The 12,985-nt window shown below is 63.7% G+C and carries 12 protein-coding genes and 1 pseudogene; 6 read left to right on the forward strand and 7 right to left on the reverse strand.

Annotated elements, in window-relative coordinates:
- Positions 1-108: 108 nt before the first annotated feature.
- The 5 genes from BLQ75_RS00375 to BLQ75_RS00395 form a co-directional block, all read right to left on the reverse strand.
- Positions 109-870, reverse strand: coding sequence for an ABC transporter ATP-binding protein (locus BLQ75_RS00375; protein ID WP_092596066.1), 762 nt, complete (start codon positions 868-870; stop codon positions 109-111).
- Between the two features lie 7 nt (positions 871-877).
- Positions 878-1,957 (reverse strand): hypothetical protein, encoded by a 1,080-nt coding sequence (locus BLQ75_RS00380; protein WP_170837247.1) that lies wholly within the window; start codon positions 1,955-1,957, stop codon positions 878-880.
- A complete protein-coding gene (locus BLQ75_RS00385) occupies positions 1,947-2,948 on the reverse strand; it encodes an ABC transporter permease family protein (protein WP_092596068.1) in 1,002 nt (333 codons plus the stop codon). Before BLQ75_RS00385 ends, BLQ75_RS00380 begins: the two co-directional genes overlap by 11 nt.
- A 223-nt stretch (positions 2,949-3,171) precedes the next feature.
- On the reverse strand, positions 3,172-4,440 hold the full coding sequence (locus BLQ75_RS00390) for an ATP-binding protein (protein WP_092596069.1): 1,269 nt from the start codon (positions 4,438-4,440) through the stop codon (positions 3,172-3,174).
- Between the two features lie 117 nt (positions 4,441-4,557).
- Positions 4,558-5,232 carry a response regulator transcription factor gene (locus BLQ75_RS00395; RefSeq protein WP_092596070.1) on the reverse strand — a complete coding sequence of 225 codons (675 nt, stop codon included), beginning with the start codon at positions 5,230-5,232 and terminating at the stop codon, positions 4,558-4,560.
- Positions 5,233-5,519: 287 nt separating this feature from the next.
- Between BLQ75_RS00395 and hisN the strand changes: the two genes are divergently transcribed.
- From hisN to BLQ75_RS00410, 3 genes and pseudogenes are all read left to right on the forward strand, one after another.
- A complete protein-coding gene (hisN, locus tag BLQ75_RS00400) occupies positions 5,520-6,302 on the forward strand; it encodes a histidinol-phosphatase (protein ID WP_092596073.1) in 783 nt (260 codons plus the stop codon).
- A 241-nt stretch (positions 6,303-6,543) separates the two neighbouring features.
- Positions 6,544-6,786, forward strand: a pseudogene (locus BLQ75_RS24025) (Scr1 family TA system antitoxin-like transcriptional regulator); the annotation flags it as partial.
- Positions 6,783-6,974: a DUF397 domain-containing protein gene (locus BLQ75_RS00410; protein ID WP_092596075.1), complete on the forward strand. Its 192-nt coding sequence runs from the start codon at positions 6,783-6,785 to the stop codon at positions 6,972-6,974. The pseudogene BLQ75_RS24025 and the gene BLQ75_RS00410, both read left to right, overlap by 4 nt.
- A gap of 132 nt (positions 6,975-7,106) precedes the next feature.
- Here BLQ75_RS00410 and BLQ75_RS00415 read toward each other — a convergent pair whose 3' ends face one another.
- On the reverse strand, positions 7,107-7,382 hold the full coding sequence (locus BLQ75_RS00415; protein WP_092596077.1) for an Imm1 family immunity protein: 276 nt from the start codon (positions 7,380-7,382) through the stop codon (positions 7,107-7,109).
- A 1,579-nt stretch (positions 7,383-8,961) separates the two neighbouring features.
- On the opposite strand from BLQ75_RS00415, the gene BLQ75_RS22875 reads away from it, so the two are divergent.
- The 3 genes from BLQ75_RS22875 to BLQ75_RS23260 all read left to right on the forward strand — a co-directional run bounded on the left by BLQ75_RS22875 (position 8,962) and on the right by BLQ75_RS23260 (position 11,016).
- On the forward strand, positions 8,962-9,657 hold the full coding sequence (locus BLQ75_RS22875) for a hypothetical protein (protein ID WP_139182864.1): 696 nt from the start codon (positions 8,962-8,964) through the stop codon (positions 9,655-9,657).
- A 76-nt stretch (positions 9,658-9,733) separates the two neighbouring features.
- Complete coding sequence (locus tag BLQ75_RS22880; RefSeq protein ID WP_139182865.1) at positions 9,734-10,171, forward strand: hypothetical protein; 438 nt, start codon at positions 9,734-9,736, stop codon at positions 10,169-10,171.
- 587 nt (positions 10,172-10,758) lie between these two features.
- The gene (locus BLQ75_RS23260) at positions 10,759-11,016 is read left to right on the forward strand and encodes a hypothetical protein (protein WP_170837248.1); all 258 of its coding nucleotides are present in this window, start codon (positions 10,759-10,761) and stop codon (positions 11,014-11,016) included.
- Positions 11,017-11,811: 795 nt separating this feature from the next.
- Here the strand turns inward: BLQ75_RS23260 and BLQ75_RS00420 are convergent.
- Positions 11,812-12,984, reverse strand: coding sequence for a hypothetical protein (locus BLQ75_RS00420; RefSeq protein WP_092596079.1), 1,173 nt, complete (start codon positions 12,982-12,984; stop codon positions 11,812-11,814).
- Position 12,985: the final 1 nt, after the last annotated feature.

The raw sequence follows: 12,985 nt of genomic DNA on the forward strand, positions 1-12,985 counted from the left end.
CGGGCAGCGCTTCCCGATGGACGACGTTCCCGACCGGACAGTATTCCCCCACCGAACCGCGCTCCCGGAAGATCACTTCCCGGACGGGCCACTCCCCGCGATACCGCGCTACTCGCTGCCGTGGTTCCCGGACACGGTGGGCGCGGGATCGGTCGGTGTGGCATCGACGGGTGTACCGGCAGCGAGCACCTCGGAGTCGTCGTCGGCGAGCCTGCCGTCCGACATCGCGACGACGCGGTCGCACCGCTCGGCCACGCGGGGATCGTGCGTGGCCACCAGGACCGAGGCGCCCCGCTGCCGCACCGACAGCAGCAGCGTCACGATCTCCCGGGCGGTGGCGAGGTCGAGGGCGGCGGTGGGCTCGTCGGCGATCACCAGGTGGGGTTCGTTGACCAGTGCCCGCGCGATGGCGACCCGCTGCCGCTCGCCGCCGGAGAGCTCGGCGGCCCTGCGGCGCAGTGCCCAGCCGAGCCCGACGCTTTCCACAGCCCGGCGAGCGCGTTCGAGCCGCTGCCGCCTGCCGACGCGCGGTCGGGCGTACTCCAGCGGGATGGTGACGTTGGCCGCGACGGTGTCGGACTCGACGATGGCGAACTCCTGGTGGAGGTAACCGAAGAACTCGTTGCGCAGCCGTGCCCGATCCCGTTCCCGGGTGGGTGCGGGCTCACCACGCACGAGGAGTTGGCCGCTGGTGACCGGCAGGGTGAGCCCGATCAGGTTCAGCAGCGTGGACTTGCCGCAGCCGGAAGGCCCCATCATGGCCACCGCCTCGCCCGCCCAGACCGACAGCGACACCCCGTGCAGCGCCTCGACACGCGACCGCCCCTGCCCGTAGGTCTTGGACAGCCCGGATGCCTCCAGCAGTGCCATGATCGGTTCACCGGCCTTTCAGCTCGTGTCCGCGCTGGTGCTTCACGGTCCAGCCCCACAGCCCCAGGAAAATCACCACGACCAGCACCGCCATCCACCCCGCCGCCGAGGCGAGCGGACCACCGACCAGCAGGAGCCCGACCAGCGGCGGCAGCGGCGGGAGGAGGACCACGACGCCGACGAACCCGGCGAGCCGGACGGCGAGGTGTCCGCCGCTCGCACCGTGGGTGCGCCGGATCGCGAAGACCGCCCGCTCCCGGTGCAGCGTCCGCCGCGCGGTGACGGCGAACGCGAGCAGCACCAGCGCGAGGAAGGCCGCCAGCCCGGCGACATACATCGTGGACATGACCATGATCCCGGAGAGCCGCTTCGGCTGGTCGACCGCGACGCGGTGCGGGACGAGGTAGAGCTCGCCCGCCGCGTTGCCCGCCAGGTAGCTGTCGAGTTCGGAGTCACCCACGTCCAGCAGCACCGCCCGCGACATCGCCTCCTCGCGTTCGTACCGGTCGAGCCGGGGCAGGCTCTCCGGCGGCAGGTTCAGCACCACCCGCTCGTCCAGCGGTACGGCGCCGAGATGGGTCTCGAAGTGGGCGGCGGAACGCGACAGTCGTTCGAAGGTGGTGAAGGTGTGGCCCGCGATCTCGACCGGCTCGGCCGGTTGGGCAACCTCGGCACCGCGCATGGCACAGGGAGCCGGCTCGCAGAGCTCCAGGTCGGGCACGGTCTCCTCGAGTTCCGAGCCGATGAAGAGCACGGTCGGGGTTCCGCCTGCGAACTGGGGATTATTAACGCGCACATTCTTGATGACGGCGGTGTAGGCGCGTTCCGCACGGATCATGTTGACGAGGTCGGTGACTTCTCGCTCAGATACGGCCGTAGGACCGTTGCTGCCGTAGTAGGGGGTAAAGACCACGGCACCGCGCTCGCGCAGCTCGTGGCCGCCGCGCAGCGCCTTGAACTGGACGAGCACGTCGGCCAGCAGCACGGCCAGCACCACGCAGGCCAACCCGATCATGGCGGCCAGCGACAGCATGGTGGGCCGGCGCCGCAGGGCCATCCGGACACCGCCCCGGAATTCACTCGGCACGCCCCACCCCGCTTCGCACTCGGGTTCCGAGCACGGCGGCCAGCAGCCACGTCGGCGCCGCCACCAGCAGCCCTCCCGTGATCGCAGCGGCCATGACCAGCCAGTCGATCCGATCCGGTGGCCGGAGACCGACCAGCGACACCAGCACTCCCGTGATCGCCACCCCGAGCGCGATCCCCAACAACTGGAACGGCAGACCGCGCGGCCACACCTGCCGCACCAACCGGGCACGAGTGGCGCCGTGACGGGTCCGGATCGCGAACTCACCGGCCCGGTCACGCAGCCCCGGCGTCCAGCACAGCACCGCCGCCAGGTACCCGGCGCCCAGCAGCACGCCGGTGGTTCCCACCAACGGGTCATCGCGGAGGTGCCGCCACAACGGCACGCGCTCCGTCGAAAAGTCCGCGAAACCGGCGCGATACGCGATGTCCCGGATCTCGGCCAGCTTCCCGGGGTCGTCGGTGTTGACGAGGTACTGGCCGGGTGGCAACGGGTAGTCGCCGAGCGGACGCACGTACTGCAGGTCCCCGGCATCCTCGGGCGGGGAGACCGTGCCGACGATCTCGACCTCCTCGGGCACCAGCGCGGGGGAGCTCCCCCGCCGCCACTGCCGTTGCGAGTAGGTGCCCTCGAACACGTAGCCCCGCCGCGCCCGTCCCGGCTCGTGCTTATTCATGGGGTTCGGCGGGGTGTACCAGGGCAGCGCATCCCCGGGATCGGCCACCACCAATCGGGGCGGGCCGTCACCGGCGGGAGCGATGACTACTGCCAGCGAGCGCTCGGCGAGGAACTCGCGCAACTCGACCGCCGCCTCGATGCTGTCCGCCCGGGTGGCCTCCTGCGGCCCGTGACCGAGCGACAGCTTGGTCACCGCGCCCGGCAGCTCGTAGGTGGCCTCCTGGTGATCCTCGAACGACCAGTGCACCGCCCACGCGGCGAACGCGCTCAGCACCCCCAGCAGCAGACCGCTGACGACCAGCTTCACCCGCATGCGCGGTTCCGCATCGTCACCGGGGCACCTCCGCGAGAAAGATCATCACGACGGTAACAACCGCTGCCCGCGGCTCAGGCCGGAACGAGAGACCGATGACGATCGTCACATCGTTGCGGACCGGCTCGACGAGCACCCGAACGGGCCTTCCGGGCGGACGAACCACCGGAGACGACGCGGTTCACCGAGAGCGCCCCACCGGGGTCGGCACGGTTCACCGGGATCAACGCGGGGTGGAGTCGGTTCGCCACGGGACCCCGAGTACGTCGTCGGCCCTGGCCACCGGCAGGTAGATCTCGAAGGTGGCCGGACGGCTCAGCTCCAGCCGACCGCTGTCGGCCTCGATGAGGGCTCGGGCCAGCGCCAACCCCACCCCGGTCGAGCCACCGCCGGAGAAACCTCGGGTGAACACGTGCGGCACCAGTTCCTCGGGAACCCCGCTGCCGCTGTCGGCCACCTGCACCAGCACGGTGCCGCTGCCGTACTTGGCGGTCAACGAGACCGTGCCCTCCCCGTGCCGCAACGCGTTGTCCAGCAGCACCCCCATCGCCTCGCGCAGCCGCGCGGGCGTAGCCCTGGCCAGCAGTCCCTTCTCGATCCGCAGCCGCAGGGTACGCCCCTGGGCACGGAACTGCTCCCGCCAATCCTCGGCTACCCCCGACAACTCCGCCGACACGTCGAGGGGTTCGGCGTCGCGTGCCCGGGCGGCCGTGGCGGCGGCGAGCAGGTCGTCCAGCACCCCGGACAGCCGCTCGGCCTGCTCCAGCGCGGCGCCCGCCTCCTCCGAGGTCTCCTCGTCGTCGGTCTCGGCCAGCGCCTCCAGCCGCAGTTGCAGCGCGGTGAGCCTGCTGCGCAGCTGGTGGGAGACGTCGCCGACCAGCTCGCGCTCCCGCTGCATGAGCTGCGACAGCGCCGCCCCGGAGGCGTCGAGCGCGTCGGCGACCCGGTCGAGCTCGGGCACGCCGTGCCGCTTCGGGTCCGGCCGGAAGTCGCCCGCGCCGAGCCGGCTGGCCCGGTCGGCCACGTGGCGCAGCGGGTCGGCGAGCCTGCGGGCGGTGACGATCGCCACGAAACCGCCGGTACCCGCCGACAGTACCGCCAGCAGCGAGATCCCTCCGGCGACCTGCAACTGCTGGGTGCGTACCGGGCCGCTGGGCACGGCCAGCCGAACGGTACCGCTCTGCACCATGGACACCGTCTCCACCAGCGGATTCGCCCCCGGATCGGTGCCGTAGGTGTAGGTACGGTCGCGGATTCGCACGGTCAGCCGGGCGTCGTCGGGCACCACCAGCCGAACGTTGGACAGTTCGATCGGTTCACCGGCCGCGACCTGCTCGTCCAGGCGGGTGGCGATCTGCTGCGCCCTGCCCGACAGGTCCCCGCGCGTGATGTCCTCGACCAGTTTCAGGGCACTGATCACCAGCGGGATGCCGAGCACGAACGCGGTGACCGCGACGGCGAGCAGGGTCGCCTGCAGCAGTCGTTTACGCATTGGTTGGGCTTTTCCGATCGGGTTGTCGGGATGGTTCCGCGCCGCGACCACCCGGAGGCGCTGGGTTGGTGGCGCGGGTGGTCCGGTCGCCCGCTCCCCGATTGTCCGGGAGCGGGATCAGTCGGTGTTGAAGCGGAAACCGACACCGCGCACCGTGGCGATCCGCTGCTCGGCCGTCCGGTAGTGCCCGTCGCCCAGCTTGCGGCGCAGCCAGGAGATGTGCATGTCCAGTGTCTTACTGCCCTTGCGGCTGGGTTCGGGCCAGACCTGCTCCAGGATCTCCTCGCGCGTGACCACTTCGCCCGCGTGCCACATGAGCACACGTAACAGCTCGAACTCCTTGTTGGCCAGCTGTACCTCCTCGTCGTCGACCAACACCCGCCGGGCCGTCAGCTCCAGCCGGACCCCGCCCGCCTCCAGCGTCTCGGGCGAGTTCCGCCGCAGCAGCGCGCGGATGCGCGCCATCAGCTCGGCCAGCCGGAACGGCTTGGCCACGTAGTCGTCGGCGCCCGCGTCCAGCCCGACCACGAAGTCCACCTCGTCGGTGCGCGCGGTGAGCATCAGTACCGGCGTCCCTCTGCCTCGGGCGCGGAGACGACGACACACCTCGAGTCCGTCCATCCCGGGAAGACCGAGATCGAGTACCAGCAGGTCGACACCTCCCGCGCAGGTCTCACGCAACGTCGCGTTGCCGTCCTCCAGCACCCGCACCGAGTAGCCTTCCCGCTGCAGCGCCCTGGACAGTGGCATCGCGATGGCTGGATCATCCTCGGCCAGCAGCACTACGCTCACGGCTCCCAGCCTAGTTGCACTCGGAGTCCCCGAGGCGGTGTGTCGCCGAGCGAGCACCGAGCGCGGAGGGTGATCTCCCCCTCGGGCGCGGCGATCTCGTGGGAGATCGACGGAGCTCGGAGCCCACACAGCCGCACTGGGACGGCGATTTCGCGGGAAGTCGCCGCCCGGCCGGGTGCCCGGTTGCCTGGTCGGGGTCGCAGGAGCTGCGAGAGTCCGGCGACCGCGGAGCCCCCCGGTAGGCACCGCCGGACGAGTGTGGCGGCGGTGGTCTATAGGCTGCGGCTGTGAGCGCAGTTACCGACCACGAGCTGGCGCAGCGCCTGGCCGACCGTGCCGACGAGATCACCACCGCCCGGTTCCAGGCGGCCGACCTGCGGACGACGAGCAAGCCCGACCGCACCCCGGTGACCGATGCCGACGTGGCCGTGGAGGACGCGGTGCGCGCGGAACTGGCCGAGCACCGCCCGGACGACGTCGTCGTGGGCGAGGAGCGCGGTGGCAGCGCCACCACCGGGCGCAGCTGGATCATCGACCCGATCGACGGGACCAAGAACTTCCTGCGCGGGGTGCCCGCGTGGGCGACGCTGCTGGCGCTGGTCGAGAACGGGACGCCGGTGGTCGGTGTGATCAGCGCGCCCGCGATGGGGCGGCGCTGGTGGGCCGCCGCCGGTCAGGGTGCTTTCCGGCGGGTCGGTACCGAGGAGGACGCGGAGCGGATCTCGGTGTCCGGGGTGGCGGAGCTCGGCGACGCCTACGTCTCCACCACCAACCTGGGAAGCTGGACCGAGCTGGGGCGGCGCGAGGACTACCTGCGACTGGTGGACAGCTGCTGGGAGAGCCGCGCGTTCGGGGACTTCTGGCACCACTGCCTGGTGGCCGAGGGCGTGATCGACCTGGCGGCCGAGCCGCTGGGCAACCCCTGGGACCTCGCGGCGGCGCAGGTGATCGTCGAGGAGGCCGGGGGCGGGTTCACCGACCTGGCCGGGGAACCGCGCTTCGACGGCGGCAACGCGCTGAGCTCCAACGGCGCGCTGCACCGGGCCGCGCTGCGGGCGCTGGACGGTTGAGGGGCTGACTGGGGGCTGGCCGACCGGTTGCCGGGGTGGTGTGGGGGCCGCTGATCGGCGGTGCCGCGCTGTGCTCTGTCGGGAGCGCTGGTTGCTCCGGGGAGCGCGGTGCGTTGGGCACACGTGGTGCACGGCATGCGGACTGCCGGAGCGGCGAGGCGCCACCGGGTAGCGCTCGCTGTTCCCGGGGACGAGCACTACCCGCGCGCCGATGGCCACGTAATTTCAAACCGTTCAGGTCGTACCCAGCGACCACAGTGAATGGCACCTCACCCTCGAAGGAGCCTTAATCCTGTTCGAGTTCCCCAAAGCAGCCCCCATCATCAACCTGGAACACTTCCGATCATCAGCGTTCCTCTACGACGAGGACGACATCCGAGACTACGTACACGCAGCCGATGCCCTCCGGCAGACAGCGATGAATCCCGCGGAATCCCTGGACGTCATCGGCCGATACGCCGACAAAATGGAGGCACGGCAGTGACATTACTTCCCGAAGGCTGGCGCAAATCGAGCTACTCCGGACAGCAGTCCGCCTGCGTCGAAGTCGGCCGCGTCAACGACGGCGCGGCAGTGCGCGACGCCAAGGACCGCTCGGCCGGGTACTTCACCACCACCGGCCGACAGTGGGCTGCGTTCATCGACACGGTGAAGACCGACCGCTTCAACTGAACCCCACCAGCAATACAGCGCCTCCGGACCACTTCAGCACTCCGGAGGCGCTTTACTGTCCCCGCTGCCGCGCGCGGAGCCTACCTCACCAGCCGCACCGAACATGCGCCCCCGGTAGTACTCGTCGGTTCCTTACAGCCTGTCGAACCACTCCCAGTTGACTCCCGCAGGACGCTTGCCGGTGGAGACGAACTCGAGAAGAGCCTTCCTGATATCGCCCAGTGACAGAGCAGCGGAACGCGGGAAGTAGTTCGGAGTACCGCCATCGGTGAGAAGATCCACCTGAGGCTCAACCTCCGAGTTGTGGGTAACGTACAGCCCTTCCGGAGGATCCATACCGAACCAACGGATCGCTGCGTAACCCGCTTCGGGATCGACGGCGAGGGTCGCTTCGTGAGGGTCAGCCAATCCTCGTCCACCTCAGCAGGATTAATGAAGGTCTCTCTCGCGTACAGCCACGACTCCCACGAGGAGTAGTCAGTAGTGAGAAGCCGCTCAACGAGTTCCTGAACCAGCTCCCCTTGCTCCGCACTCTTGAACTCTTCGTTGGCGACAGCGGCATTGAGGATCATGAATCTGCTACTCCTCGTATAGTCGTCGGCTCAGCAGAGCCTGGCTCCCAAAAGTTCAGATGCACAGGAGCACCTGAAGCTACTCCCCTCGTGTTAGCCCTCTTCGGACACGAGGAACCTCGGAGCGAAGGCCGGTGCTTCGCACCGTCCGTGACTATCTCTGATGAAGGGGCAGGTTCCAGATGAGCCGGACCGCCACGGTGTCCGCTCATCGCCCTCACAGTTCGTTTTCCCTGGCATGAGACGACGGCAAGGGGGTCAGTGCAGGTTCCTCGTGTGCTTGCACATGAGCAGAAAGACTTTCCTAAGAAGCGAGGAAACTGATTGGTGACGTGCAACTCACTCTTTCAGAGGAATATATCAACTTGTTCGCACAAATAGCGGATCGCAATTACTCCACTCGAAGTCCGTTTCTACGGATTTGAGCAAATCTTGCTCTAGCTTGGATACTGTCAAACGAAAGTGAACCATCGTGTTGATCATCACATCATATTGTCCTGGCCGCATGAGCGCTGCAATTATTGATCTTGCAACAAAAAGAGCTCAGCAGAGTTCAATGAAGATTATGCACTAAATTTTACACCAGGTGGTTATTAGATGTCCGAGTCCGAAGACGATTGCAGGTGGAGTTGAAGGCGAACAAGAGGACGTAGGTACCGTGTTTCTAGTACTTTCCAGTTTTCAGGTGGGTGACGCAACGTTCCACGGGATAGCAAAAAAGCCAAACGAGTGTTGAATTTTCTCGGTCACGACCGAAGTCGCGCCCCTGGTGTTTTGATGGGATGCGTGATGGCGCTGCCCAGATATCCGAGGTACCCAATCGTGTTGGGATGATTCGGGTGCCAGTGCCGCGAGGAACTCCGAAATGTTGTCAGGTCGTGGGGTAGCACCGGGATATATCTCGGTGGTGGCCAGGACAGTCCCGTCGAGATAAGCGACAGTGTAGGTTCGTATCCCGGAACAACGATGTGTGCCGGAGTAAAGTCCGTGCTGATCACATCGGTTTTCCATAGAGATGAGAAACTCGTCGAGGAAGGCGGGGCTCGTTCGCTGTCGTGAGGATCCGGACAGAAACACTCGGCGACCTCGTCCAGGACTGGCTCGATCCGTTCCAGCATGCGCGAGATCATTGAACTGACTCGTACCTCGCAATGCGGCAAGTTGCTTCTGTGTCAGATGGATCCGGTAATACTCCGGGAACACCACCAGTGTCGTAAATATCGACATCCAGTTCCTCAGATAATGGCGAATTTGGTCACCGACTAGCCCGACAACGCAGCACAATTGGTCTTCACTTTAAGGGGCCCCACCCAAAATGAGAAATCCAGTGTAGATCACTTCCTCTTGTCTAGTCTCGCTTATTTTTCTATTAAAGATACGGTATAAAATCACCCGCAAAGAGAAGTTGAATAATATTGATTAAACTTAAGCGCACATCGATCGCCGTAGGGTTGCTGCTAGTAACTTCTTTCGCGGCCCCAACAGGAACAGCACTAGCAGAAGAGCAAACCAAGGGTAAGCAAGGAGCAGGAAGCACTGGCGAGCTAAAATTACTATCAGAGGAACAGTACGAGCTATACAAAGACAAAATGGAAAGCAAAATCAATATCGGGCTCCCCAAGAAAGAGGCATCCAGCGCGGTTATATCCGAATATGAATTAGGATCATCTGAGGAGACGAATAACTCTTCAGGGAATTCTGCTAAAGCCACTGATCCATGGAACATCATGGACAGTCCAAGTGATAGAAATGGTCATACTAACCCAATTCGCTATGGCTGGAAGGGAAATGGACCTAACTGCGATGGCGGTTTTGGGTATGCTAAGTACTCAGTGAAGCATAATATAAATAGTGTCGATCTGGTCGCTAAAACAGTCAGACGTGGTACCCCGCACTACCATAGTCACCCACGCGGTCCTCGCTTTATTGGTCACATTGTAGGAGAAGCGCCTAACGGTGTCTATATTGATGAAAAAATCATAGTTGGTTCAAACAGAGACACATACTCCTACTGCATGCAGAGCAATAGCCCTGACGGCCTCCGAGTGGGTGTCATTACGGCATACTGTGAAGGAAAGAAACTTTGCCCGAGTGAAGTGAATAGGATATAATTCGGCCAAGTTGATGATTCATTAGGGTCAGCTACGCTTCGAGCGTAGCTGACTCCGTATTTTAAGGAAGGCTATCATGACAGGTAAATATTTTAATTCGGATAATTCAAATCCGAAAAACCCAAAGCGATCATCGCCCGCCGATGAATCTTTCTTGCTTCTAAAGAAGGATCTCGAGGCTGCCTCTCTAGATCTTAAATCCGCAGAAAACAGAAACGAGGAACTAACTGAAAGATTTTTCCTTCATGATATCCAAAGGATAGAAGAAAACACAGCGAAGATAATACTTTTTTTCCATGAAACACCAAATATGCTTGCCCGGTTTTTGACTCGAAAAAAGCAGCCTATAGCCATCCTGTACTCTCTAACTTTCCCGGACGGAAGAGCACACAACCTAGAAATGCCCAGCCTGGAGATACACGAATTTGTTTCAACAGGAGGAGCGAACGAGGAAACAGTAAGAGGAGAAGACAATGAAGGAAACTTGGTGATAGACGCTCGAACCAAACTCTGAAATATGAGTAATATTTAATGAAGGTTATGCAGGTGCGTGATTAAAAGGGGGAGACTTCATTTCTCCAGAGTCCCGACCGGAGTTGTTCCCAGCGGGGAAGCCTTCTCCGGGGAGGAGTTTCCTGTCTCCTTCTCTGTGGCAAACCCCCTGGTCAGCGATTCTGTGCATAACCTTCAATGGTCGATCAATTTTTTCACAGATATTTCATATCTTATGTCGGAACGGTCAACCGTTTATCACCGAAAAAGACATGCAAGGAAATATTTATATCAAACCGACTGGACAGATACCAGCCGCAACGTGTACCTGGGAGGTTGCTTCGGCGATCTACGCGTTCGCCACTCGGAACGTCTGCTAAATCTGTACAGTATCCTGAACGCGGAACCACTCCTCCGGGAGGCCACTGATCGTCGTGCCCGCCGTGTCCACGCTGCTCCTCGTCAACCTTTTGTGCCTCGTTGCCATAATCTTATTTTATTTACGAGACAAAAACGGTAACAGCAAGGCTATCGTTGTGCTAGCTTGCGTGTCGGCTTTGACTGCGTTAACATCATCAGGAATTGTTTTGTTTTCTTAGGGTGTTCGAGATGAATCGGATGCGTGAGAAAATTTTCCTCGGTGCCGCACTGCTGACAGGGACGATCATCCTGGCAGCATCGATGCTGCTCGGTGGTGTTCCGTCGAGTATGTTGTGCATCCTACTGTTGCCGCTCATACCGCTGGGCGCACTCACGACAGGAGCTCTCACGCTGGTGTTCACACGGCACAACAGCGGAGCTGCGGAATATCGGGGACCCCTCGCCGAAAAAACTCCGCGTGCCATGTCGACCGGTCTAGTGTCGTGAGTCGGTGATTCGGATGCAGCAGGGGTTTACGGGAGAGCCGGGAAACTTCGAACGTCACAGCTGATCAGATTGCTGCTCAGCCAGCTCCAGGTACCGAGTACATACTCGTCCCCGATGCTGTGACCAGCAGCTGTACACGCTCGCGTTCCACTTCTCCCGGTTCTTTCTAAACCTCGGGCCTTATCCAGTGGTCCGGCCATATCAAGAAAGGCCCCGCGATGCACTCGAATGCCTCCTCACGGAGTGACTACGCGGTTCGCGACGTAAGGCGCCTGTTGCCCGGTTGATCGAGGGTGGTCGGCACTCAGGAGGCACAGGATCGGGGAAGCGTAGCAAGGCCAGGTGACTGAGGAACACAGTCGCCTGGGAGCTCATGGTGTTCGGACCACGAGTTCGGCAACCGCGACCGAACACTGCGTAAGACGCCAGCTCACAGCTCTGGATTTCGCCGAGAAAACGCCGCCGCCAACGTGGTGGTGACGCAGCGCTGGTTCGCCCCGCGCGGGGGGCCTGCGGCAGCCGACACCAACCACCACAGTGGCCAGACGGTCTATCCCCGCGTGCGCGCGGCCTACTGCCGGTGTTCCCCGCTGAGGCGTTTCCCGCCGGTCCATCCCCGCGCGTGCGGGGCCTACACTCACTGCGCTGGGATGTTAGCAGCACGAGTGCCCGTTGAGAACCACTCGGTGCGGCGGCATCGGCTGATTCGGCACTCCTTACTCCCTTCGGCGAGGCGTAGATTTCCCACGAAATCGCCGCGCCGGACGGCTCGGACCAACGGGGAAGCGGCCTCGGTCAACCGTCGCGAACCGTTTCGGCCTCCGGCTCGGCGGGGAGTGCTTCAAGCTCCTCGCTCGGCCGCTCGGGCTTCCGGTCGGATTCCTCGCTCCGGACGGAATCCTCCACTTCGGAAGGAAACGGCGGCGTCGTGGGCTGCGATTCCCGCACCCGTACGGGGATGAAACTGTCGTCGTCGCGGTCGTAGTACATCAAGTGCGTGCCGTGGAAGAACCGGCACTCGTGCTGCGAGAGGTGCCACCCGACGGCGAGCATCACCGCCTTCGGGGCCATCGCGACGAGGACGAGTTCCCGCTCCCCTGCTTCGTGCTTGATACGCACCAGCTGCGCGGCGATCTCCTCTCCCAGATGCCCCATGTCGGTACCGGACAGTTCCGGGAAATAGTTCCGCGCCAACCTCGCGTCCGGATGGGTGATGGTGTGTACGTGGTTGACCCCGAACTCGCGGAACCGCTGAGAGCTCTTCTCGTTGAATCTCCATGCGGCGGGTGTACAAGCCAACCACACCCCCACCCGTCCTGGCGGGGACTGCCCGTCGAGCCGCCGCACCACCGAACTGCTGCGTACACGGGGCCGTCCTGCCAGGGCGAACTCCTCCTCCGTACTCTTCGGCTGCAGTTCGAGCAGCCGCAGGCTGTCGGGGTGAGGCAGGTAGGCACCGACCGTCAGCGCCATCGGCCAGAGCATGTTCGGCGCCACGGTGTAGCCGGTGTCGTCGCGATCACTGTTGATGGCCTCCTCCACAGCGGTACTGATCTCGTGACACGGTTCCACGACGTCGATCACACCGCCGCTGGTGCGCTGTTTGAGATCCACCCAGCGAACCACCGAGCGCATCGACATCCGGCGGTTGCGCGCGGCGTCCAGCGAGTGCTCGTGCCAGTTCGGCATCGACTCGTCGAGCAGGTGGACGTAGAACAGCGTGCCCAGCCTCCGATGCAACCGGGCGCGCCAGGCCAGCCCGAACAGCAGTACGCCCAACGCCGCGATACCCACACCCCAGCGCGTCAGCACGACGTAGCCGTCGCTCGGATCTCTCGGGAACAGGTCCTCCAGCACCAGCGCCAGCGAGGCGGTGATCAGCGAGGCGGCCACCACGACCAGCGCGTTCGCGACGAAGATCTTGGTCTCACCGCTCTGCCGGAACGGACGACGCCAGAACTTGACCATG

The organism is Actinopolyspora xinjiangensis, assembly GCF_900104475.1.
Classification (GTDB): Bacteria; Actinomycetota; Actinomycetes; order Mycobacteriales; family Pseudonocardiaceae; genus Actinopolyspora; species Actinopolyspora xinjiangensis.